We start from the raw sequence: 24,549 nt of genomic DNA on the forward strand, positions 1-24,549 counted from the left end.
AGCCATGTTCAAGCTCGCCTTCCGCAACATCTTCCGCCAGCGTCTGCGTACTGCGCTGACACTGGCGGCAATCATTACCGGGGTGGTCGCCATCATCATCAGCGGCGGCTTTGTCGAGGATGTGTTCGTGCAGCTGCGCGAGGCGACAATCCACTCGCGCATCGGACATGTGCAGATTTTGAGGAGTGGCTATCTTGAGTATGGTCGCCGCGATCCGTCACATTATATGATCGCGCAGCCGAAGTCCGTGACGGACGCGGTACAGGCTATTCCGCACGTGCAGGCGGTAATGACTCGCCTGAATTTTTCCGGGCTGGCCAATAACGGCCACGCCGATTTACCCATTATCGGCGAAGGCATTGAACCGGGCAGGGAAGCGCAATTGGGAACCGCCACCACCATCGTTGCCGGCCGCCCGTTGCGGAATACGGACGCATTCGGCGCGGTAATCGGAGAAGGTGTCGCCGCCGCCCTGCAGTTGCACCCCGGCAGTTTCGTGACCTTGATGGTGAATACGCCGGAAGGTGCGCTGAACACCCTGGAGTATGAAGTCGTCGGCGTGTTCCGCACTTTCTCCAAGGATTACGACGATCGAGCCGTACGTATTCCGTTGTCAGCCGCCCAGGAATTGCTGTTTACCAAGTCGGTACATAGCGCTGTCGTGTTGTTGGACGACACTGCTTCAACCGACGCGGTAACCACCATCATCAGAGCCAAGCTGGAGCCGCTCGGCTACGTCGTGAAGCCTTGGCATGAGTTGGCCGATTTTTATCAAAAAACTGAGGCCCTGTACCGGCGCCAATTCGGGGCGCTGCAGGCTATCATTCTGGTCATGCTGGTATTGAGCGTGGCCAGCACCATTAACATGGTGGTCTACGAACGCACCGGCGAATTCGGAACTTTGCTCGCTCTGGGCCTGCGCCGGCGCCAAATCTTCAAGCTCGTCCTGCTCGAAAATACGCTGCTGGGACTGCTCGGCAGCCTGCTCGGAGTGGTCGTGGGGAGCACGCTAGCAGGCTTGGTATCTAGCATCGGCATTTCCATGCCGCCACCGCCCGGCTCGAACGTCGGCTACACTGCTACGATTCGACTGGTGCCGTGGGTGCTTGTGATGGCGGCCCTGACTGGGGCGCTAGCAGCGGTTATGGCTGCCGTGCTTCCGGCCCGGCGCGCCTCACGCCTGCCGGTGGTGGACGCACTGCGTCATAATATTTGAAATACCGCTTCAGTGACTGAGCTTCTTCAGGTAATCCTTGGTGAACACCTTATCTGGCAGATCTCGCATGACCATCTCGCCATATTCGAGTACCGAACGTCGACCGCGACGCAGTGCATCTTCTATCACCAGTCGTGTCGGTCGCGTTTCCCCGCCCTGTGCACGAAACTCCTGGTAGAGCCCGGTTTTCAGCAAACGGCCCGAAAGCGCATAGAATTCGGCTTTATAAGGTCGACTGTTTTTTGCGTTCACCCAGTAAAGCACCCGTCGATAAGTGACTCCGCTATCGACCGCATCCAATTGCAAAACATGATATGACACGCCGTCAATTTTCTCTGTGCGCAAGAGTATGGGTTCGTAATCACCTGCAAAATTGGCGCGAGCCAAGTCGCCATTTGCAACCTGGCCAGTCAATTTCTGCGAGAGCGGCAAACGAATCGGCTGAGACAGGTTGGGCAAAAAAGCCCACAGGTCGCGATCCCGCATCAGCAAAATCTGACCTCGGTCAACCACCGGCGCCGTTGTCTGCACCAGGGTCTGGTCGTTGCCTTTGGAAAGTATCCGGTAAGCGCGTACGTCTTCAGTGGCATCGGGTTCGGTTGTCGTGATGGTCACGTCAACCTGGAAACCCTCGTCAGGAAAACGGATACGGTCTGCGCGGGTCAGCATTTCACGAGCAACGAGATCTCCACCTGCGGTGTCGGCAGCCAGCGCCGACCGGAAAATCAACAACAGCATCGCGGCGGCGAAAATTGTCCGGATAGGCATCAGCCGAAAGCGCTTAACGTAAACGTCGTGTGGATAATAAGATGGAGTCATAGTCATAAGAGGTGTCCTGTCAACCAAAACCGAATAAACTAAGATTATTGAATACTATATGATAAAGTTAAGTGAGGTCATGTGCATGCTCGGTAACAAGCAAAAATCTGTGTTTTGTCCTCCCCAGTTTTGTTCCTGGGCAACGGGAAGGAGAGGTCGTGGCTAGCCTTCTGATAAGACAGGACCAGCAGACCCAGCGGAATATTCGCCTCTACTCGGCTGATCTCAAGATTGGCCGCGCCTCGGAATGCGAGATACAACTGCCAGATCCGGGAATCAGCCGCAAACATGCGCGGATTACTTTGGTCGATGGCCTCTATTACCTGGAAGACTTGGGAAGCAGATGTGGCGTCTTCCTGAACGGAGAAAAAATCCAGCGTGCCCCACTAAAAAATGGCGACAAGCTCACGATTCACCACTTTCAACTGGAATTTGTTGCCGATGAAGAAAACGATGCCGAACCTGCGGCAGTGATCGTCGAAGCTCAAGCAGTCGGCAAAGAATATGCCCTTGGCAAACAAACTGTTACGGCATTGCGCAACATTTCCCTTTCTATCCATAAAGGCGAATTCATGGCGCTAGCGGGGCCGTCGGGGAGCGGCAAGTCGACCCTGCTCAATCTGATTGGCTGTATTGACACGCCGACCACGGGAACCATCCTGATTGGAGGGCAGAATATCAGCGGCAAAACACCCGATGAACTGGCTGATCTGCGACTAAACACGCTGGGCTTTGTCTTCCAGACCTTCAATCTGCTGCCGGTATTGTCAGCTTGGGAAAATGTCGAATATCCCTTGTTGCAGCAACCTAAGGTAGCCAAGAAAACGCGGCAGGAACGCGTCCAGCATTATCTGAAGGTGGTTGGCCTGGAACCCTATGCGCACCACCGCCCCAATGAATTGAGCGGTGGTCAACGCCAGCGAGTGGCGATCGCGCGTGCCCTCGCCACCCGTCCAAGCATCGTCCTGGCAGACGAACCGACTGCCAACCTTGATCACAAAACCGGCGAAGGTATTCTCAGGCTGATGAAAGACCTCAACCAGGAAGAAGGCACGACCTTCATTTTCTCCACCCATGACGCGCGCGTCATGGAGATGGCCGACCGGGTGATTGAACTGGCCGATGGCCAGATAATGGAATAGGGAGAACACTGTGGGAGTACATTTTTGCTCCAAAACCCGACGGCCAAGTCAGCAGCCAAGGTTTCTCGGAATCTTGCTGCTGGGCCTGCTGATCACCACCATCCCGGCGGGCGCAGCAGAAAAGAGCAAAACCCGCATGGATGTGGAATCCATCGACGACCTCTTTGGCAGTCCTCCCCCTGCCCCAAAGAAAGCGGCCGAAGCGCCGCAAGACATCAGCGCACCTGCCGCGGCTGAATCCGGGCCGCCAAGCCAGCCCTCACCATCCGAACCGCATCTGGCCGGTTTTTATCAAAATGACCTGGCTTACACCTACACCGACAAAAAGCATTGGTCCAGATTCAACAACACCCTCGACCTTTCCACCCAAGGCCGCATGGCGGGCGGAGCGTCGTGGAAGCTGGGCGGGCGCATCAATTACGACCCGATCTACGACCTCGCCGACACCTACCCCCAAGCTGTGCGCAAAGATCAGCGTTTCGAGGCCATGATCCGTGAAGCCTATATGGATTTTTCGTCCGGCGACTGGGATTTTCGCTTGGGTCGACAGCATGTCGTCTGGGGCGAAATGGTCGGGCTGTTTTTTGCCGACGTGGTATCGGCCAAGGATATGCGCCAGCTCGTGCTGCCGGATTTCGACATCATCCGTATCCCCCAATGGGCGGCGCGAGCCGAGTATTTTCAGGGGAATTTTCACGTCGAGGGGGTGTGGATACCCTACATGAGCTACGACAATATCGGCAAGCCCGCAGCCGAATTCTACCCGTTCAATCCGGCTGCCGTCGCCGGTTTTCAAACGGTAATTGCTTCGGAAAAGCAACCTGTTGGTCTAGGTAACGCGGCTTACGGAGCGCGCTTGTCCTGGCTCAAGAGTGGCTGGGACATCTCGGGTTTCTACTACACCGCCAACGATCCATCGGCAGCCTTATCGCGCCAGATTGCTCTGCTGCCCACCCCCACCATTACCTATCAGCCCATCCATGAGCGCATTCACCAATTAGGTGCCACTCTGGGCAAGGATCTGGGACCGATGGTGCTCAAGGCTGAGGCAATCTACACGAAAGACAAACTGTTCAGCACCACCAGCGCCTCCGATGCAGATGGCCTGGTCAAACAAAACATTCTGGATTACATCGTCGGGCTGGAATGGAGCTTCCCTCAGGAAACCCGCTTCAACGCGCAATTTTTTCAGCGCTGGTTCCCCGGCCACGATGCAGGCATCGTACCGGACAAAACTGAAAGCGGCATCTCCCTCCTGTTCAGCACCCAAGCCCTGCACCCTAAGCTCGAACCAAAATTGCTGCTTATCCGGAGTTTAAACCGCGACGACTGGTCCGCCCAGTTCAAACTCACCTGGAAACTGGACGGTAACTGGCGACTGGCAACCGGTGTTGATATTTTTGGCGGGCCGCCAACCGGCCTGTTCGGTGCATTCGACAACAAAGACCGGGTTTACACCGAGGTGCGCTACAGTTTTTGACTTTACCCTGCGTTCATCAACCGCCCAACGGACAGCCGCAGGGATCGGCTGTCCGCTGACCGCCCGTTGCCGATTCGTCCGAAAAAAACGGCTTGCCCCACCGCATCGTTCCGCAACAGCCGGGAAAGCCGGTCACCCAGGTTTGCCGCTGTTTCCATGGCGCCTGGCAAGCGGCTGAACGCCCTGTTTTCACGTACATAGCGGCCAAAAATCAGCGGGGTCATCTCTGGCTGCAGTTGTAGACCCAGGCTAGTAGCCGTCAGCCAGAAGCGCTGAACTGCCCGGCCTGCAGCAACGTAATCGTCTATCGTCTCAGGCGCTTTGTGCGCCAGAAGGGCGAAATGGGCAGCACAGAGCAGTCCGGGCAACAGATCCATTTCAATCCGCGGCATCAGGTGCCCGGCCAAATAAGTGTTGAAAAAATCAACACGTTGCCAACTCCCCATGACCCAGCGCATCAATTTGAGAGTCATCTTGTCCAGCCCCAGCGCCTGATCAGGCACCTTGTCATCGCTGTATCGGGCTTGCCATTCGATGATGCTGCGGTGAACGGCATAGGCCTCCGGCAGGGTGAGCCTGAGCTTGGCATTGTCGTACATTAATTTGGCCAACTGCCAGCGTTGTGGCCCGCCCTCGAACCAACGCACGGCGTAAGATTTTCCGACAGCGATTTGCAGGGCCTGTTTTTGTGGCTCGGTGAGGGGGGTGAGCCGCATGGGCCGACGCTGCACGGAACGGTGCTTGATGTGGGGCAGCAAGGGATCCGGTGGCAATTGGCTATCCGGGATCAGGTCCACGGAATAGTCAGGGTGAGTGTCCGGTGAGTCGGAGTGGCGCCTGAATTCCGCCCGTAGGCCATGCGCACTCGCCGCGATGGCGAGGGTTTCCAGCAGCGCGCCCAAGGCAATCTGGCTGGGGTGGCCATCCAGGTCATAGACGCAATGGTCACGGGTATCGAAAGCGTGGACGACCAGATGGCGTTCGTTGATGATCTCAAAGCGCCAGGGCTGGGTGTTGTCGCCGGAGGGCGCCCAGCGGGAAAATTCGAGAATATCTGCGATGGGCTGCGGAATCGGGTCCATTTTAAAGTCCGAGCTGGCGTTTGGCGAGGGCAATGACGAGACGCTGCAAGGGGTTGCGGTTACCGCCGGGTCGCCAGGTCAGCGCCAGCTTATTGCGGTAGGCATCGAAGTGGTAACCTTTGGGCGCCATCCGAACCAAACCGCGACCCAGGAGAATTTTCAGGGCTTCAGTCGCCGCCACGCCCGCGCAAAGCTGGCAGGCCATGATAGTGGACGGGCCCTTGCGATTGGCCAGATCAACTGCGGAGGGGTCGGCCAGGTAGCCCATTTGCAGACGGGCAGGTGCAAGCCCCATGAGGAAACGCAGGGGCTTTTCCGCCTCAGGGCCGTCGTCCAGGCGGAAATAATCATTAAAACTCATGCCACCCGGCAAAAAATTGAGCACGGCCGTGCCCATGCCCAGCGGGGCGGCAGTGACGGCAGGAATATTTTTTGCCTCGCAAGCGGCAAAGACCAGCTGACGAGCCTGAAAAGCGAAGAAATCCAGACCGTCGACGTAGATGTCCACGTCATCCAGAAAGGCATCCAGGTTGTCGGCTGTCACACCGCCTGCAAATTCCTTGATTTCAAGCTCCGGATTGATGTCGCGCGCCTGGCGGATCATGACCTCCATCTTGCCCAGACCCAGAGTGCTGACCGTCGCTCCGGCCTGGCGGTTGAAATTAGCCAGATCGAAGGTATCGAACTCGGCCAGATGGAATTTGCTTATACCCAGCCGACAAAGCGTCAGCAAGTGTACTCCTCCCACGCCGCCCAAGCCGGCAATCGCCACGCGTTTATGACGCAACTGTTGCTGCTCCTGCCGGGTAAGCCAGCCGATATTGCGGGAAAAAGCCTCATCATAAGTAAAGGATTGCATGCGATCAAACCAGAGAAACCCACTAGGGTCATTCTCCCCTAAGCAGGCGCTGCGTGATACCCAATTCATCATCATGCGAGAAAAAATAGGGGTAGATCGACCTCACGCCCGTGGCGACGGCCCCCATCCCGCCGTAGCGGATTATCTGTTCATCCGCGTGGGTTGCATCCAGTCGCATCAGTACGGCTGGCGCATTGACCCTGGGGCACGTTTTTTCTTCGCCAAATGGTTCAAATCCCATCATGCGTTCATAGAAAAGCACATGGCGCGGATTCACTTCAATCAGAAAATCTGTTGCATGGTGAATGTTGTGTCCATAAATGAACGCCATATGAAACAAAGAGGCCAATACACTTTTTGACTTGATATCATGATCCACGGCTAGCCGGGTGATATCGCAAAGTTTTCTTCCTTCTGCGCGCAGTTGATCTGCTTCCGGCTTGTAAAGCTGGTCTACCACCATACCTTGAGGGGAGTCCATGCCCAAGGACATTGTGCCCACCACTTTATCTTCCTGGTAGACCGCCAAGGTTATCTTGTTGGGATCATGTTTTAAAGCATCGGCATCATAGCCACGCCAGTCATACATTTTCTGAATGAGCAAACTGGCTGATTTACGGCGGTCTTCGCTGTTGGCAAGACGAACCTTGAAAACCTGCTGTTCGGCATTTTCATCCCGTTGGTTCGCAATGTCCTCGGGCGCCGGTAAGGCGAGGTCTCTTAACCAGCTAGGCGAGAAGTTGGGCGAGAAGGCGACAATGGTTTTGTCCCATTCATCTGGCGTTCTATGGCGTTTCTTATTGCCAAAAAGAAATTTGCGAACATCCAGCATACTCCATGCATCTGCCTTTCGACGGCCATGCATGATGCCAGAAAAAAAATTGTGAATATCGAGCATGCTCTGGACCGAATAGGTTGTATGCAGTTCTAAGTTGTCTCATCATCTGTTTGTTGCTGCTAACTTGTGATGGCAACAATGCAGGATAACTCGATGCTTTAACAGTAATCTACGCTTTATTGGGTAGGCAATCAATCGTACATCCGTCATTCCTCTCCGGCCCGCCTCTAACCATCCCCAACATTCTTGTTGGCCAGAATTCCTAGGTAAGGAATCGAAAGAGGTATAAATCACATCAATTGCCAAGTGGCTTTCCGTGATTCAGTTCTGTTCCGCAAACTACTTATTTTAGTTATAGCGTATAACCGAACTTATACATAACCTCAATGACTCAGTTCCGCGTCCCCCACCCTTAAAGTAAAACCACACCAAACCGATAAGGCCCTGCCTCTCAATGAAGTCGGTGTAAAGCACAGGACGAGGTATTGGCCCATGGTTGCCATCCAGCTCTAGACGGGGTAACATTTCCGCCCTTTCGCGCTGATTTTGCTATAGGCATCGCTGCGTTATGGAATCAACACTTTAAAAATTAGCTGACCATGAATTTGATGAGGAACAACGTGAGCCATCTTTCGTTGCCGGTACAACAGGGCTTGTATGATCCCCGCCAGGAGCACGACGCGTGCGGCGTGGGCTTTGTCGCGCACATCAAGGGCAAACAGAGCCATGACATGGTACGTCAGGGCTTGCAGATTCTGGAAAATCTCACCCACCGCGGCGCAGTGGGTGCTGACCCTCTGGCGGGCGATGGTGCGGGCATACTGATCCAGGTTCCTGATGCATTTTTGCGGCTCTCCTGTTCCGCTCAGGGCGTGAATTTGCCCGAGGCCGGAGAATACGGAGTCGGCATGATCTTTCTGCCGCGCGATATTGCGGCGCGAGCCGCCTGCGAACACGCGATTGCCGAAAAAATCGCTGCGGAAGGTCAAATCTTGCTGGGCTGGCGCGATGTGCCGGTGGACAACGCCAGCCTGGGTGAAAGCGTCAAGGCGGTAGAGCCAGTCGTACGCCAGGTATTCATCGGTCGAGGGGCGCAGTGCCCGGATGCCGACAGTTTCGAACGCAAACTATTTGTTATCCGCAAAACTGCGGAACATGCCGTGCGCAACCTGCCCAATGAACAGGGGGCAGGCTTCTATATCCCCTCCCTGTCCGCGCGCACCATCGTTTACAAAGGCATGCTGCTGGCCAATCAGGTCGGCAAATATTACCTCGACCTGCAAAATGCAAGCGTGGTCAGCGCGCTGGCGCTGGTCCACCAGCGCTTCTCCACCAACACTTTCCCCACCTGGGATCTTGCTCACCCTTTCCGCATGATCGCCCACAACGGCGAGATCAACACCATGCGCGGCAACGTAAACTGGATGACGGCGCGCCATGCGGCGATGTCTTCAAAGTTGTTGGGCGAGGATCTGGAAAAACTCTGGCCATTGATCGTGGACGGCCAGTCTGATTCGGCCTGCTTCGACAATGCTCTAGAACTACTGGTGGCGGGTGGCTACTCGCTTCCCCACGCGATGATGCTGCTGATCCCTGAAGCTTGGGCAGGCAACCCGCTGATGGACGAAGAGCGCCGTGCTTTTTACGAATACCACGCCGCCCTGATGGAACCATGGGACGGCCCTGCTGCCGTGGCTTTCACCGATGGCCGCCTGATCGGCGCAACCCTGGATCGCAACGGTCTGCGTCCGGCACGCTACCTGATTACCGATGATGATATCGTGCTGATGGCGTCCGAAATGGGCGTGCTCGACATTCCGCAGCACAAGATCGTGAAAAAATGGCGCTTGCAGCCGGGCAAGATGTTCCTGATCGACCTGGAGGCAGGCCGTATTGTGGACGACGCCGAACTGAAGCAGCAGCTCGCCACTGCCAAACCTTACCGCGAGTGGATCGAGAAATCGCGCTATTTCCTTGGCGATCTGCCTGGCGTAGACGGCAAGCCGGCGCTCCAGGAAACATTGCTCGATACCCAGCAAGCCTTCGGCTACACGCAGGAAGACCTCAAGTTTATCCTCGCACCCATGGCTGCGGCAGGCGAGGAAGCGACCGGCTCCATGGGCAACGATACTGCGTTGCCGGTGCTCTCCGACAAGAACAAATCGCTGTACGATTACTTTCAGCAACTGTTCGCCCAGGTAACCAACCCGCCGATCGATCCGATCCGCGAAGAAATCGTGATGTCGCTGACCTCGTTCATCGGACCAAAGCCCAATCTGCTCGGCATCGACGAGACTGATCCGCCGCTGCGCCTGGAAGTCCATCAACCGGTGTTGTCCAATGAGGATTTGGCGAAGCTGCGCGATATCGACCAGCTGACGCAGGGGCGCTACAAAACCCGGATACTGGATATCACTTATCCGGTTACTCAAGGTGCGGCAGGCTGCGAGGCAGCCATTGCGACCTTGTGTGAAGCTGCCGACGCGGCCGTGGCGGGAGGTTATAATGTGTTGATCCTGTCCGACCGGGCCATATCGCGTGACCGTGCAGCCATCCCGGCGCTGCTGGCTTGCGCAGGCGTGCACCATCACCTGGTTCGCGAAGGCCTGCGTACCAGCGCCGGTCTGGTAGTAGAAACAGGTTCTGCCCGCGAAACACATCACTTCGCCCTGCTCGCCGGCTATGGCGCAGAGGCGGTATGCCCCTGGCTGGCCTTTGAAACTGTTGATGCCCTGGCTGGCACCTTGCCCGCCGGACTGACCGGCAAAGAAGCCAACAAGCGCTATATCAAAGCGATCAACAAGGGCCTGTTGAAAGTCATGTCCAAAATGGGCATTTCCACTTACCAGTCCTATTGCGGCTCCCAGATTTTTGAGGCGGTCGGCCTGAACGCCGGCTTTATCGAACAGTATTTCACCGGCACGCCAACCCAGATCGAAGGCATCGGCCTGAACGAAATCGCCGAAGAAACCGTACTCACCCACCAGTCCGCATTCGGCAACGATCCGGTGCTGTCCAACGCACTGGAAGCGGGCGGCGAATACGCCTACCGGGTGCGCGGCGAAGCCCATATGTGGACGCCGGACGTCATCGCCAAACTGCAACATGCCACGCGTTCCAACAATGCTCAGACTTACAAAGAATATGCCAAGCTGATCAACGACCAGAGCGAGCATCTGAAGACTTTGCGCGGACTGTTCGAAATTAAGACAGCCGGCGCGCCGGTGCCGCTGGATGAAGTTGAGCCGGCAAAAGAGATCGTCAAGCGCTTCGTCACCGGCGCGATGTCGCTCGGCTCGATTTCCACCGAGGCGCATACCACGCTGGCCATCGCGATGAACCGCATCGGCGGCAAGTCCAATACCGGCGAAGGCGGTGAAGACGCCGCTCGCTTCAGGGCAGTGAAGGACGGCGAAAAGCTCTCCGAGATTATCGGCAAGGGTCGTATTGAACGCGACCTGGTGATGAAAGAAGGCGATTCGCTGCGCTCCCGGATCAAGCAGGTGGCATCCGGTCGATTCGGCGTAACGGCAGAATACCTGTCCAGCGCCGACCAGATCCAGATCAAGATGGCGCAAGGCGCCAAGCCCGGCGAAGGCGGCCAGCTGCCCGGCCACAAGGTCTCCGAATACATCGCCCAGCTACGCTTCTCGGTCCCCGGCGTGGGCCTGATTTCCCCGCCGCCGCACCATGACATTTATTCGATCGAGGATCTCGCGCAGCTGATCCATGATCTGAAAAATGCCAATCCCAGCGCGTCCATCTCGGTCAAGCTGGTCTCCGAAGTGGGCGTGGGCACAGTGGCAGCCGGTGTATCCAAAGCCAAGGCGGACCACATCGTGGTCGCCGGCTACGATGGCGGCACCGGCGCATCGCCGCTGTCTTCCATCAAGCACGCCGGCACCTCGTGGGAGCTCGGCTTGGCGGAAACCCAGCAGACCCTGGTGCTGAACCAGCTGCGCGGGCGCGTTGCCTTGCAGGTGGACGGGCAGCTCAAGACCGGTCGCGACGTGCTGATCGGCGCCTTGCTGGGCGCGGACGAATTCGGCTTCGCCACCGCGCCGCTGGTGGTGGAAGGTTGCATCATGATGCGCAAGTGCCACCTGAATACCTGCCCGGTGGGCGTGGCAACTCAAGACCCCGTGCTGCGCAGGAAGTTCACCGGCCAGCCCGAGCATGTAGTGAATTACTTCTTCTTCGTCGCCGAGGAAGCGCGCGAACTCATGGCGCAGATGGGTATCCGCAAATTCGATGATCTGATCGGGCGCAGCGATCTGCTCGACATGAAGCAGGGCATCACGCACTGGAAAGCCAAAGGACTGGATTTCTCCAAGGTGTTCCATCAGCCCGCCATGCCGTCCAGTGTGGCGCGCCTCCACACTGAGACGCAGGATCACGGCTTGGACAAGGCACTGGATCATCAGCTCATTGCACAGGCCAAAGCCGCTCTGGAAACCCAGCAACCGGTGGTAATAAGCAGTGTCATCGGCAACGTCAACCGCACCGCCGGCACCATGTTGTCGCACGAGGTCGCGAAACGCTACGGTCACGCCGGACTGCCGGACGACACCATCACGGTGAAGCTGACCGGTACGGCAGGGCAAAGTTTTGGCGCCTTCCTCGCCCATGGCGTTACCTTCGAGTTGTCCGGCGAAGGCAATGACTATGTCGGCAAGGGTTTGTGCGGCGGACGCATCGTGGTGATGCCGCCCAAAGAATGCAAAATCGTGGCTGAAGAAAACATCATCGTCGGCAACACCGTACTGTACGGGGCGACCAGCGGCGAATGCTACTTCCGCGGCGTAGCGGGTGAGCGCTTCGCGGTGCGTAATTCTGGGGCCGTTGCCGTAGTGGAGGGCCTGGGTGACCACGGTTGCGAATATATGACTGGCGGCATGGTGATCGTACTGGGTCAGACCGGGCGTAATTTTGCGGCCGGCATGTCCGGTGGCGTTGCCTACGTGCTCGACGAGGACGGCAGCTTTGAACGTCGCTGCAATTTGTCCATGGTGCAGTTGGAGCCAATACCCGAAGAGGTGGCCGCCAGTGAAACCGGCGCACTGGAAGGGCATGGCAGGGTCCATTTCAACCCTCTCGGCAAAGCCGACGAAGCGGCGCTACGCGGAAAAATCGAGAAGCACCTGCGCTACACCGGCAGCGCGCGGGCGAAGGAAATTCTGGATAACTGGGCGCACTATCTGCCGAAATTCGTCAAGGTCATGCCTACCGAATATCGCCGCGCCTTGCAGGAAATCGCAACACAACAGGCCAAGTTGAAGGAGGTTGCATAAATGGGCAAGCCTACCGGATTCATGGAATTGCGCCGCCTGAACGAGGTGAGCCTTCCCGTCGCGGAGCGCCTGAAGAACTACCGCGAATTCGTTCAGCCCCTGGCCGACGAACAAGCCGCCATACAGGGAGCACGCTGCATGGACTGCGGCATTCCTTTCTGTACCAGCGGCTGCCCCGTCAACAACATCATTCCGGACTGGAATGACCTGGTGTACCGGGGCAACTGGAAGCAGGCCCTCGACGTGCTGCATTCCACCAACAACTTTCCCGAGTTCACCGGCCGCGTTTGCCCGGCACCCTGCGAGGCTGCGTGTACGCTGAACATCAACGATGATGCGGTGGGCATCAAGTCGATCGAGCACGCGATTATCGACAAGGGCTGGGAGCAAGGCTGGGTCGTACCACTGCCGGCACAGAAGAAGACCGGCAAGAAGGTCGCGATTGTCGGCTCCGGCCCCGCCGGGCTAGCCTGCGCGCAGCAACTGGCACGGGCCGGACATGACGTGGTGGTGTTCGAAAAGAACGACCGCATCGGTGGACTGTTACGTTATGGCATCCCCGATTTCAAATTCGAGAAGTCACACATCGACCGCCGCATCGAACAGATGCGCGCAGAGGGAGTCGAATTCCGCGTCAATCAACAGGTCGGCGAGGATGTGCCGGCACAAAAACTGAAGGACGAGTTCAACGCCGTGGTTCTGACCGGCGGTGCGGAACAAGCCCGTGATTTACCGGCACCAGGACGGGAACTGTCGGGCGTCCATTTCGCCATGGAGTTCCTGCCGCAGCAGAATAAGGTGGTTGCCGGCGATGTGCTGCCTCAACAGATATCGGCCTCCGGCAAACATGTCGTAGTGATCGGCGGCGGCGATACGGGCTCCGACTGCGTGGGCACCTCGATCCGCCAGGGAGCGGCTTCGGTAACCCAGATCGAAGTGATGCCGCGTCCTGCCGAACAGGAAAACAAAGCGCTGACCTGGCCCAACTGGCCACTCAAGCTGCGCACTTCCAGTTCTCAGGAAGAAGGCTGCACGCGCGATTGGTCGGTCACCACCAAGGCATTCCTCGGCGCCAATGGCAAGGTCGAAAAACTGAGCTGCGTGCGCGTGGAATGGAATGCCGGCAAGATGGTTGAAATGCCCGGCAGCGAATTCGAAATTCAGGCCGATCTGGTGCTGCTGGCGATGGGATTCGTCAGCCCGGTGCAAAAAGTTCTGGATGCCTTTGGTGTGGAAAAGGACGGCCGCGGCAATGCCAAGGCCGCGACGGATGGTGCGGGCTGCTACAAAACTTCGGCGGACAAGGTATTCGCTGCCGGCGATATGCGCCGCGGCCAATCGTTGATAGTGTGGGCCATACGCGAAGGCCGCCAAGCTGCACGTGCCGTCGATGAAACCCTGATGGGCTTTTCCGATTTACCCCGATAATTTTACCCCCCTCGTCCGCAAGTGAGCGAGGGGTTGGGAAAGAGGGTTATAAAATGAGCAATAAACTAAAAAACGATACCTTCCTGCGCGCCTTGTTGCGCCAACCAACCGAATACACCCCGGTATGGATGATGCGGCAAGCCGGCCGCTATCTACCGGAATACAATCAGACGCGTGGCAGAGCGGGTGATTTCCTGTCTTTATGCAAGAACCCCAACCTCGCCACCGAAGTTACGATGCAGCCGCTGGCACGCTTCCCGCTCGACGCCGCCATCCTGTTTTCAGACATTCTCACCATTCCTGACGCCATGGGCCTGGGTCTTTATTTCAGCACCGGCGAAGGACCAAAATTCGAGCGCCCGCTGCGCGACGAATGGGAAATTCGCGACTTGGCCGTACCTGACCCAAACGTACATCTGCGCTATGTGATGGATGCCGTAAGCCAGATCCGCAAAACACTCAACAACGAAGTGCCGTTGATCGGCTTTGCCGGCAGCCCGTTCACGCTGGCCTGCTACATGGTCGAAGGCGGCAGCAGCTCGGATTTTGCTTTGGTCAAGACTATGCTCTACCAGCGCCCTGAGCTGCTTCATCACATCCTCGACATCAACGCCCGCGCCGTGACCAGCTATCTGAATGCGCAGATCGAAGCCGGCGCGCAGGCCGTGATGATTTTCGACTCCTGGGGTGGGGCGCTGTCCCACGCTGCTTACCATGAATTCTCCCTGCCCTATATGGAGCAGATCGTCAGCGGACTGATCCGTGAACATAATGGCGCCACCATCCCCAATATCATCTTCACCAAGGGCGGCGGACTGTGGCTGGAAAGCATCGCCGCTACCGGTTGCAACGCGGTCGGGCTGGACTGGGCTATCGACATCGGCCAGGCGCGTGCCCGTATCGGTGACAAGGTCGGGCTGCAGGGCAACCTTGATCCGGCAGTATTGTTCAGCAACCCCGATGCCATCCGCGCCGAAGTGGGCAAAGTCCTGCACAGCTATGGCAAGGGCAGCGGCCACGTATTCAATCTGGGGCATGGCATTTCGCAGTTCACCAATCCTGAAAATGCCGCCGCCATGGTCGAAGCGGTGCACGAACTGAGCAAGCCGTACCACGCGTAGCCGCCCAAAATATGTGACGTCTGGCATGAAGATTCTTCGTGTCGCACTGGATGTCCCGCTCGACACCCTGTTTGATTATTCCGCAGCAGATCAGGGCGAGATCGCCATCGGCGACCGGGTTCTGGTTTCATTCGGTCGACGTCAGATGGTCGGCGTGGTCGCCGAAATTACTGACCACTCCAATTTGGCACCGGGGCGCATCAAGCCGGTGCTTCAGGTCTTTCGCGACTCACCGCCCCTTTCAGGAGAAATATTCCGGCTGCTGCGCTTCTGCGCCGACTACTATCACCATCCTTTGGGTGAAGTCGTTCTCAACGCCCTGCCCGTCCCCCTGCGCCAGACCAAGCCGGTTGCGCGCGCCAAACCGACCGGCTACCACCTGACCGAGACGGGTCTCGCACTCGAAACCGATACCTTGCCCGCCCGCGCCATCGTCAAGCGCAAGCTGCTGCAAAGTCTGAAGCAAGCCGGCACGCTTCTGCGCAGCGATATTGCCGCTATTTCCCCGAGCGCCCCGCAAGCCATCAAGGAATTTATTGCGCGGGGGTGGGCTGAAGAAAGCGAGGAAATAGCCGAGCCTGCACCCACACCGGCCAAGGCGGACGATCTGCCGCCCCTGACACCACCGCAGGAACAAGCCGTCACCGCCATTCTGTCCGGCCAGGATCATTTTCAGGTCTGGCTGCTGTACGGCATCACCGGCAGCGGCAAAACGGAAGTCTATTTGCGGGTCATCGCACAGGTTTTGCAGCACGGCGGGCAGGCCTTGGTGCTGGTGCCGGAAATCAACCTCACGCCACAGTTGGAATCGCGCTTTCGCGCCCGCTTCCCGGATACCTGCCAGGTCAGCCTCCACAGCCGCCTCTCCGCCGGGGAGCGTCTGCGCAATTGGTCGCTGGCGCAGTCTGGCCGCGCCCGAATCGTACTGGGCACCCGCCTGGCCCTGTTCACGCCAATGCCGAAACTGAAGCTGATCGTGGTGGACGAAGAGCACGACGGCTCGTTCAAGCAGCAGGATGGGCTTCGCTATTCTGCGCGCGATATGGCCGTCGCACGCGGCAAACAGGCCGGCACGCCAGTGATACTCGGCTCGGCCACGCCCGCGCTGGAAACCTGGTACAACGCCGGCATCGGCCGCTACCAAAAGCTGGAACTGCCGGCACGCGCCATCGCGGAAGCCGCGTTGCCGGCCATTCACTGCATCGATATCAGTCGCGCCAAGCTGGCCGATGGCCTGTCTGACTCCTTGATCGATGCGCTGCGAGCACGCCTGGAGCGCGGCGAGCAAAGCCTGATTTTCATCAACCGTCGCGGCTATGCCCCGGTGATGCGCTGTGCCCAGTGTGGATGGGTCTCCACCTGCCACCGTTGTTCCAGCCGATTAGTCGTTCACCTGCGCGAGAAACGCCTGCGCTGCCATCATTGTGGCCACGAATCTCGCATTCCTCCCACCTGCCCGGATTGCGGCAATGCCGACCTGGCGCCTCTCGGCCAAGGCACACAACGGCTGGAGGATAACTTGGGCAGTCTGTTTCCCAGCGCCCGCATCCTGCGCGTCGACCGCGACAGCACCAAGCGCAAGCAGGCCTTGCCCGAAATGCTTGAGCGCATCCATGCGGCGGAGGTGGATATCGTAATCGGTACCCAGCTGCTGGCGAAAGGCCACGACTTCAAGAAACTCACCCTGGTCGGCGTGGTGAACGCGGACGGCGCACTGTACAGCGCCGATTTCCGCGCCTCGGAGCGGCTCTTCGCGCAGCTTATGCAGGTCTCGGGGCGCGCCGGGCGCGACGCCCTCCCCGGCATCGTGCTGATCCAGACCCAATTCCCAACCCACCCCCTGTTCCAAGCGCTGATCAAGCACGACTATCCGGGTTTTGCCGAAACCCTGTTGACCGAGCGCAAGCAGGCTGAATTCCCGCCCTTTTGCCACCAGGCCCTGCTGCGTGCCGAAGCACCGCAAATGGAAACTGCCTTGGCGTTCCTGCGCAAAGCGCAGGGAGTTGTTCCCCAAGATTTCGACGTCAATCTGTTCGATCCAGTGCCGGCCCAGATGACTCGCCTGGCCGGCATGGAGCGTGCGCACCTGCTGGTTCAGGCCGCATCCAGAGGCGCTTTGCAGGCTTTTCTTAGCGCCTGGAATAAAGCGCTGTTCGGCTTGGGCGGGAATGTCCGCTGGTCTCTGGATGTCGACCCTCTGGAGTTTTAGTGCAGCACGAGCGAATAGCCGTTAAAATGGCTGTTTTACGCAAGAGTTATCGCTTTGAAACATCATCTTTCCGAACTATTTGCCCAAGCCCTGAAAGAAGTCGCGCCGGAACACGCCGGTACCGCTTTCGAAATCACACGCCCCAAGCAGGCGCAACATGGCGATTTTGCCTGCAATCTGGCGATGCAGCTGGCGCGTCCGTTGCGCGGCAATCCGCGGGAAATCGCAACCAGGCTGCTGAGTGCTCTACCCGCCTCGCCTTTTGTGGAAAAAAACCGAAATTGCCGGCGCCGGCTTCATCAACCTTTTTTTGACTTCAGCTGCCAAGCAACAGGTCATCAAGCTGGTTCTGGCGCAGGGATCAAATTTTGGCTGCAGCACCCTGGGACAAGGACTCAAAGTTCAGGTCGAATTCGTTTCCGCCAACCCCACCGGCCCGCTGCATGTCGGCCATGGACGAGGCGCGGCGTTTGGCATGAGCCTCGCGAATGTGCTTGGCGCTGCCGGATATAAAGTTGCCCGCGAGTATTACGTCAACGATGCCGGTCGGCAGATGGATATCCTGGCACTCTCCACCTGGCTGCGCTATCTGGAACTGAATGGCGTGCACGTCGCCTTCCCGGCCAATGCCTATCAGGGCGGCTACGTGCGCGACATGGCAGGCCTGATCCAGGAAGCCCACGGTGATCGTTACCTGCACCAGCCGGGTCCTATTCTGGAGAGCGTTCCCGCCCATGAGGAGGATGCCGATGGCCACCTCGATGCTTTGATCGCCAATGCCAAGAAGCTGCTTGGCGAGGGTTATGCCTATATCCACAACATTGCGCTGACCGAGCAGCTGGAGGATTGCCGCAACGACCTGACCGAATTCGGCGTTACTTTCGACTCTTGGTTCTCGGAAAAATCGCTATTCGACACCGGACTGGTGGATCGCGCCGTCGCCGACCTGGAAAAGCATGGCCATATTTACCTGCAGGACGGCGCAAAGTGGTTCCGCTCCACCCACTTCGGTGACGAGAAAGACCGCGTGGTACAGCGCGAGAATGGCCTTTACACCTATTTCGCCTCTGATATCGCCTATCACCTGAACAAATATGAACGCGGCTTCGACCGCGTCGTTAATGTCTGGGGTGCGGACCACCATGGCTACATTGCCCGCGTTAAAGGTGCACTGACCGCACTGGAACTGGATGCCGAGCGACTAGTTATCGCCCTGGTTCAGTTCGCCGTGCTCTGGCGCGGCGCGGAAAAATTGCCGATGTCCACGCGTAGCGGCAACTTCGTCACCTTGCGCGAATTGCGCGAGGAAGTCGGTAACGATGCCGCGCGGTTTTTTTACGTACTGCGCAAAAGCGACCAGCACCTCGACTTCGATCTGGAACTGGCTAAATCGCAGAGCAACGAGAACCCCGTGTATTACATCCAGTATGCGCACGCCCGAATCTGCAGTGTACTGGGGCAATGGGGGGGCAACGCAGCAGAACTGGCCGATGTGGAAACCGGAGTCTTGGGCGGCAAGCACGAGCTTGCCCTGATGAACCTGCTGAACGACTATTCGGGTATTGTAGAAAGCGCGGCCAGGGAACTTTCTCCCCACCTGATCGCCTATTACCTCAAGGAACTGGCTGGAGAGTTTCACAGTTACTATAATGCGGAGCAGTTCCTGGTTCCGGACAACGGTTTGCGACTAGCTCGTCTGGCGCTGATTACCTCCGTCCGGCAAGTGTTGCGTAACGGGTTGGCGCTACTTGGCGTTGGCAGCCCAGAAAAAATGTAGATTTGGTCACTTTATGAGCCGCGATTACAAAAAAACCGACCGTTCTTCCTCCAGAAAAGAGGGTAGCCCGTTATTTATGGGCGTTCTAATCGGGCTGATCGTCGGTCTCGCCGTAGCGATTGGTGTTGCTCTTTACATTAACTTCAGCCCCAAGCCCTTCGCCAGCCGAGACAAACAGCCTGAGGCATCTACATCCACCAAGGCAGCGACAAAAAACGACACCGCCGCGCAAGATACTGCGCCACCCGATGTGGCAGGCAAAAATGGCAAGTCTTCCGACAAGCCCCGGTTTGATTTCTATACGATCCTGCCTGGCAGCGAGGCGCCGGTGTCAGAACAGGAAATCAAGCAAGCCACCAAGCAGGAAGGGGTCGCCAAAGACAGCTATTTTCTTCAGGTCGGTTCTTTTCAAGCGGCAACCGAAGCTGACAACATGAAGGCGCGTCTCGCCCTCCTCGGCCTGGAAGCGGTCATCCAAACGGCGGACATTCCCGACAAGGGAGTCTGGCACCGGGTACGCATTGGGCCTTTTGCCAACATCGAAGACATGAGCCGCTCTCGCACCCTGCTCACGCAGAACGACATTGCCTCCAGTCTGGTCAAGATCAAAGAACCGTCGACACATTAACTCACTGAAATTATTTATTCCGGAGTAGACAACATGAACTTTACCCCTTTCTTCCGCCCCTTTTTCCTGCGCATTTTCCTGGCTATCGCTTTGTCCCTGGTCGGGTTCACTGCAGCAGCAGATCTCCGTCCCGGCAAGGAATATGAGCTGCTTTCCCCGCCCCAAGCCGTGGAGACCGGGAAAAAGATCGAGGTTCTGGAAATCTTCTCCTACGCCTGCTCACATTGTTTCGACCTCGAGGCAGATATAAGCAAATGGGCGAAGCAGCTTCCCAACGATGTCGAGTTTCGCCGCTTGCCGGCGATTTTCCGTGCCGACTGGACGCCTCTTGCCAAAGTGTTTTATACCTTCGAAGCCATGGGGCTGACCGAAAGGCTGAATGGCGAATTTTTCAATGCCATACATGTCCGCCACACTCGCTTCGCTGACGACAATGCCATCTTTGACTGGGTTGAAAAACAGGGCATCCCCCGGAAAAGCTTTATCGATAATTATTCTTCATTCTCTACCCAGAGCAAGACATTGCGTGCCAAGCAGCTTACCCAAGCCTATGGTATCAGTGGTGTTCCCACGGTTATCGTGGATGGAAAATATCGCACATCCGTATCAAACACTGGCAGCCATGCCGGCCTGATGTCGGCTCTCGACCAGTTGATCAAACGGGCGCGGCAGGAACGTGCCGGTAACTAGGGGAAATATCTAACCTCTCTGCCATGAGCATCTCCGTCATTCTGGTCGACGACCACCCTCTGTTTCGCAAAGGTTTGTCGCACCTGCTCGAGGCTGGTACGGATGGAATCACTGTTGCCGGGCAATTTGCCGAGATAGGCGGCGTCCTCGACTGGCTTCGTGACGGCGGCCGCGCGGAAGTTGCCTTGCTGGATCGTAACTTGCGTGACGAGGATGGACTGACTCTGGTTCCCGAACTGAAGCGGTTCGGCATCAAGGTAATCATGCTGACCGTTGCTGACGAAGCCCACGAAATTCGTGAGGCTATAGAGCGTGGGGTTGACGGCTACGTATCCAAAACCAGCGAGCCCGCTCAAATCCTTCAGGCGATATCTACTGTCGCGAGAGGTTCCGGGTTACATCACTCCCCCGTCATGGATGAAGCCATGCAGGGGAAACTGGCATCCGATGCCGGCAGCAAACTTTCAACCCGCGAACTGGAAATCGTTGGTTTGGTTGCGCGCGGCATGAGCAACAAGGCCATTGGCGATGAACTGGGCCTTTCGGACAACACCGTACGTAATCACCTGGGCAGCATCCTGGAAAAGCTCGGGCTCGACAACCGCGTGCAGGTTGCCACCTTTGCCATGAAACATGGCATCAGCAGAAAGTCCGGCGCAGCGTAACCCCAGATGGGTGTTGTTATATTGATTTCCTGCCTGCATCACGAGATAGCCTTATGCTGAATGTTCCTTCATCCCATCAGGTCCTGTGCTTGCTGCGTTGACAGAACAGGACGAAGTGGTGGCTTAACTGTTGGCTGATTGCCAACTCAACGTACTTTACCTGAGCGACCGAATCGGCGAATTTGGCGTCCCCTCTCACAGCATAGGCTTGCCACTAACCTCCATTTACCCGGATCTGGCCGAGAAGCGGGGGGAACTATACGCCGCGTAATCCTGCACGCGCGGGTTATTCATTTGCGTGACGAGCACAATGTCGCGCCGCATCGAGGAAGAAATTTCCCGGATGAAGCGCTATCAGCAAAAATTCCGTCTGCTCCTGCTCAAGGTTCCGAATGCCGGTCAGGAGCAGTTCCTGCAGATCGCGGACATACTGCGAATTCATCTACGCGTGATGGATATCGTGGAAAACCACAAAGATGGTCAGTTTCTGGCGATTCTGCCGGAAACCGCTCTAGAAAATGCGCGACTGCGCAGACCGTCTGCAAAGAGCCTTGCGTGAAGAAAACCTGGATGGAGGAGAAATTCGGTTACTTTACAATGTCGCCGAAGCGATCGACGAAGAAAACGTCAATGCCTTGCTTGGCCGACTTGATGATGTTTACAAGAAATTCAGGAATAGCGCGCATCTCGCTACTGAATGAAGCCTTTATCAAGCAATTCCGCTGTCAACGCAAAATAGTCTTTTGCCCCTTGGCTGCGGGGCGCAAAATCAAACACACTCTTGCCATGCTCCGGGCTCTCCGCCAGGCTGACATTTTCCGCAATATGCGTTTCGCACAAAGCGTCGCCGTAACGCTCCCTTAACTGCTCATAAACGTGATGGGAAAACTTTCTGCGGGAATCGAAGCGGGTCACCACCACTTTGCGTTCGATTTTACGCTTCAGACCTCTCTCCAGAACATTTAGTGCTGCATCCAGCCGCTCAACCCCCTGCATGGAAAGATAATCGGCCGACACAGGGATCAACACTCGGTCGGCAGCAAAAATCGCATTCAATGACAACACGCCAAGCATCGGGCAGCAGTCGATCAAAATCGGACTATCCTCCCATGCCAGGCTTTCCTGCAGGCCCTCGCGCAGGCGCGATGCAATGCTGGTGCTTTTTCCGTATAGCGCATCGATTTTCGACAACTCCAGATGACCTGGAATCAGCCGCATACCGTCAGCGACATCACGTACCAGGCTAGCCAACGGAGTCTCCTCGCGGTAAAACGCCGCAATGCTCTCATCCCGGTTTTCTGCGCGGATTCCACATGAAAGTGTCAGATGCGCCTGGGGATCGAGGTCAATCGCAATCGGCCGTTTTTCCAGATGCGCCAGGGCGGCCGCCAGATTCAGAGTCGTGGTGGTTTTACCCACCCCGCCTTTCTGGTTGAAGACCGCTATCACAGCCATGTTATTGCCTCCGCTATTCCACTGTGACCGATTTTGCCAGGTTTCTTGGCTTGTCCACGTCCGTTCCCTTTTGCAAGGCCGCATGATAGGCCAGCAACTGTAGCGGCACCGTATGCAGGATCGGACTCAGCAGTCCAGCATGCTCCGGCAGCTTGATCAGGTGAACGTCCTCCTGTGCCTGCATCTGGCTATCCTGGTCAGCAAGCACGTACAACTCGCCGCCGCGAGCGCGGACTTCCTGCAGGTTGGATTTCAGTTTTTCCAGCAAGGCATCGTTGGGGGCGATAGCGACCACCGGCATGTCGCTATCGACCAACGCCAGCGGGCCGTGCTTTAGCTCTCCCGCCGGGTAGGCTTCGGCATGGATGTAGGAGATTTCCTTCAGCTTCAGCGCGCCTTCCATGGCGATCGGATAATGCAATCCACGCCCAAGAAACAGGGCATGCTGCTTGAATGCCATGCGCTCAGCCCAGAGCTCAATCTGCGGCTCGAGCAGCAGCACCTGGTTGACCATCGCTGGCAAGTGGCGCAGCGCATCGAGGTGCGCTGTTTCCTGCGCGGCGCTGATGCGGCCGCGCAGCTTGCCCAACACCAATGCCAGCAAAAGCAATGCGGTCAGTTGGGTGGTGAAAGCTTTGGTAGAGGCAACACCAATTTCAGGGCCCGCACGAGTCAGAAAGCGTAGCCCCGATTCGCGTACCAGCGCGCTTTCAGGGGCATTACAAATAGACAGGCTATGTACATGGCCGAGGGATTTGGCATGCTTTAGCGCTGCCAGGGTATCCGCCGTTTCGCCCGACTGGGAAATGGTCACGATCAGCGCATTGGGATTGGGCACACTGTCACGATATCGGTATTCGCTCGCCACTTCAGCGTTGCATGGAATTCCCGCAACACTCTCAATCCAGTAGCGTGCCACCATTGCGGCGTGATAACTGGTACCGCAAGCAATGATGGTTACACTATCGATTGCACTGAGTACGTTACTCGCGTGATCACCAAATATTGTCGGGTTGAGGTCACCATGGCTCAGCGCCTCTTCCAGGGTTTCTGCCAAAGCGCGAGGCTGCTCGAAAATTTCTTTCTGCATGTAGTGCCGGTAACCGCCCAGCTCTGCCCGGTCCGCGCTGAGTTCGCTGATTTGTACCGGCCTGGATACCTGCATGCCACTCCGGTCAACAATCCTGAAGTCGAGCAGGCCAATATCCGCCACGTCGCCCTCTTCCAAGTAAACCACTTTTTGCGTAACCGGGAGTAATGCCGAAACATCGGAAGCGATGAAGTGCTCCTCGATACCGACACCGATCAACAGCGGACTGCCCTCGCGCGCGCACACCAGTCGATTTGGCTCAGCGGCACAGATCACACCTATCGCGTAGGTACCCTTGAGTTCGGTGACGGCCTTGCGGGTAGCCTGAAACAGGTCTTTTTCCTGGTGGAAATGAAAATGAATCAAATGGACGATGACTTCGGTGTCGGTATCGGAAGTGAAGTGGTAACCGATTTCGCTTAACCGCTGGCGCAACGCTTCGTGGTTTTCGATAATACCATTGTGCACAACGGCAAGTGATTCCTCGCTAACATGGGGGTGGGCGTTGCGCTCGCTGGGTACGCCATGCGTCGCCCAACGAGTATGAGCAATGCCGAGATTGCCATGCGTTTTCTGGATTTTTATTTCCGCTTCCAACTCGGCCACGCGCCCCGGCTTCCGCACTCGAGTTAGCCCACCATTCACCGACACGGCCAGACCTGCCGAATCGTAACCACGATATTCAAGCCGCCTCAAGCCTTCCAGCAGAATAGGCACAACATTGCGCTGTGCAACAGCGCCGATGATTCCACACATATT

Annotated in this window: 18 protein-coding genes and 2 pseudogenes; 14 read left to right on the forward strand and 6 right to left on the reverse strand. The window is 57.1% G+C overall.

All coding sequences use genetic code 11. The features are described 5' to 3' along the window. Nucleotides 1-4: 4 nt before the first annotated feature. Complete coding sequence (locus SCD_RS14850) at nt 5-1,216, forward strand: ABC transporter permease (RefSeq protein ID WP_009207239.1); 1,212 nt, start codon at nt 5-7, stop codon at nt 1,214-1,216. Nucleotides 1,217-1,225: 9 nt separating this feature from the next. On the opposite strand, the gene SCD_RS14855 is transcribed toward SCD_RS14850, so the two are convergent. Further along, nucleotides 1,226-2,041 (reverse strand): outer membrane lipoprotein-sorting protein, encoded by an 816-nt coding sequence (locus tag SCD_RS14855; RefSeq protein WP_009207238.1) that lies wholly within the window; start codon nt 2,039-2,041, stop codon nt 1,226-1,228. 152 nt (nt 2,042-2,193) lie between these two features. Here SCD_RS14855 and SCD_RS16940 point away from each other — a divergent pair. The 3 genes and pseudogenes from SCD_RS16940 to SCD_RS14865 all read left to right on the forward strand — a co-directional run. Beyond that, nucleotides 2,194-2,415: pseudogene (locus SCD_RS16940) on the forward strand (FHA domain-containing protein); the annotation flags it as partial. Between the two features lie 90 nt (nt 2,416-2,505). Continuing rightward, nucleotides 2,506-3,177 carry an ABC transporter ATP-binding protein gene (locus SCD_RS14860; protein WP_023507061.1) on the forward strand — a complete coding sequence of 224 codons (672 nt, stop codon included), beginning with the start codon at nt 2,506-2,508 and terminating at the stop codon, nt 3,175-3,177. Between the two features lie 73 nt (nt 3,178-3,250). Beyond that, the gene (locus SCD_RS14865; RefSeq protein ID WP_009207236.1) at nt 3,251-4,657 is read left to right on the forward strand and encodes a DUF1302 family protein; all 1,407 of its coding nucleotides are present in this window, start codon (nt 3,251-3,253) and stop codon (nt 4,655-4,657) included. Nucleotides 4,658-4,659: 2 nt separating this feature from the next. Here SCD_RS14865 and SCD_RS14870 read toward each other — a convergent pair whose 3' ends face one another. The 3 genes from SCD_RS14870 to SCD_RS14880 are packed head-to-tail and all read right to left on the reverse strand — an operon-like array spanning nt 4,660 to nt 7,496. Then, nucleotides 4,660-5,739, reverse strand: coding sequence for a nitroreductase family protein (locus SCD_RS14870; RefSeq protein ID WP_009207235.1), 1,080 nt, complete (start codon nt 5,737-5,739; stop codon nt 4,660-4,662). Between the two features lies 1 nt (nt 5,740). Further along, complete coding sequence (locus SCD_RS14875; protein ID WP_009207234.1) at nt 5,741-6,598, reverse strand: ThiF family adenylyltransferase; 858 nt, start codon at nt 6,596-6,598, stop codon at nt 5,741-5,743. 28 nt (nt 6,599-6,626) lie between these two features. Continuing rightward, nucleotides 6,627-7,496 carry an N-acyl amino acid synthase FeeM domain-containing protein gene (locus tag SCD_RS14880; RefSeq protein WP_051338823.1) on the reverse strand — a complete coding sequence of 290 codons (870 nt, stop codon included), beginning with the start codon at nt 7,494-7,496 and terminating at the stop codon, nt 6,627-6,629. 539 nt (nt 7,497-8,035) lie between these two features. On the opposite strand from SCD_RS14880, the gene gltB reads away from it, so the two are divergent. The 10 genes and pseudogenes from gltB to SCD_RS16565 all read left to right on the forward strand — a co-directional run bounded on the left by gltB (nt 8,036) and on the right by SCD_RS16565 (nt 21,946). Beyond that, entirely contained in the window at nt 8,036-12,727 is a 4,692-nt protein-coding gene (gltB, locus tag SCD_RS14885; protein WP_009207232.1) for a glutamate synthase large subunit, read from the forward strand. Then, nucleotides 12,728-14,155 (forward strand): glutamate synthase subunit beta, encoded by a 1,428-nt coding sequence (locus SCD_RS14890; protein ID WP_009207231.1) that lies wholly within the window; start codon nt 12,728-12,730, stop codon nt 14,153-14,155. 53 nt (nt 14,156-14,208) lie between these two features. Then, nucleotides 14,209-15,276, forward strand: a complete 1,068-nt coding sequence (gene hemE / locus SCD_RS14895) for a uroporphyrinogen decarboxylase (RefSeq protein ID WP_009207230.1) — start codon at nt 14,209-14,211, stop codon at nt 15,274-15,276. Between the two features lie 25 nt (nt 15,277-15,301). Then, the gene (locus SCD_RS14900) at nt 15,302-17,485 is read left to right on the forward strand and encodes a primosomal protein N' (protein WP_009207229.1); all 2,184 of its coding nucleotides are present in this window, start codon (nt 15,302-15,304) and stop codon (nt 17,483-17,485) included. 54 nt (nt 17,486-17,539) lie between these two features. After that, nucleotides 17,540-19,262, forward strand: a pseudogene (argS, locus tag SCD_RS14905) (arginine--tRNA ligase). Nucleotides 19,263-19,275: 13 nt separating this feature from the next. Further along, nucleotides 19,276-19,890 carry an SPOR domain-containing protein gene (locus SCD_RS14910; RefSeq protein WP_009207227.1) on the forward strand — a complete coding sequence of 205 codons (615 nt, stop codon included), beginning with the start codon at nt 19,276-19,278 and terminating at the stop codon, nt 19,888-19,890. Nucleotides 19,891-19,923: 33 nt separating this feature from the next. After that, nucleotides 19,924-20,580, forward strand: coding sequence for a thiol:disulfide interchange protein DsbA/DsbL (locus SCD_RS14915; protein WP_009207226.1), 657 nt, complete (start codon nt 19,924-19,926; stop codon nt 20,578-20,580). Between the two features lie 23 nt (nt 20,581-20,603). Next, on the forward strand, nt 20,604-21,245 hold the full coding sequence (locus tag SCD_RS14920) for a response regulator (RefSeq protein WP_009207225.1): 642 nt from the start codon (nt 20,604-20,606) through the stop codon (nt 21,243-21,245). A 310-nt stretch (nt 21,246-21,555) separates the two neighbouring features. After that, nucleotides 21,556-21,804 (forward strand): nucleotidyl cyclase domain-containing protein, encoded by a 249-nt coding sequence (locus SCD_RS14925; RefSeq protein ID WP_009207224.1) that lies wholly within the window; start codon nt 21,556-21,558, stop codon nt 21,802-21,804. Further along, nucleotides 21,797-21,946: a hypothetical protein gene (locus tag SCD_RS16565; RefSeq protein WP_009207223.1), complete on the forward strand. Its 150-nt coding sequence runs from the start codon at nt 21,797-21,799 to the stop codon at nt 21,944-21,946. Before SCD_RS14925 ends, SCD_RS16565 begins: the two co-directional genes overlap by 8 nt. Here the strand turns inward: SCD_RS16565 and SCD_RS14930 are convergent. Beyond that, entirely contained in the window at nt 21,936-22,700 is a 765-nt protein-coding gene (locus tag SCD_RS14930) for a ParA family protein (RefSeq protein WP_009207222.1), read from the reverse strand. The genes SCD_RS16565 and SCD_RS14930 overlap by 11 nt on opposite strands. Nucleotides 22,701-22,713: 13 nt before the next feature. Continuing rightward, on the reverse strand, nt 22,714-24,546 hold the full coding sequence (gene glmS, locus SCD_RS14935; RefSeq protein ID WP_009207221.1) for a glutamine--fructose-6-phosphate transaminase (isomerizing): 1,833 nt from the start codon (nt 24,544-24,546) through the stop codon (nt 22,714-22,716). Between the last annotated feature and the right edge of the window lie 3 nt (nt 24,547-24,549).

The organism is Sulfuricella denitrificans skB26 (assembly GCF_000297055.2).
In the GTDB taxonomy this organism is placed as follows: domain Bacteria; phylum Pseudomonadota; class Gammaproteobacteria; order Burkholderiales; family Sulfuricellaceae; genus Sulfuricella; species Sulfuricella denitrificans.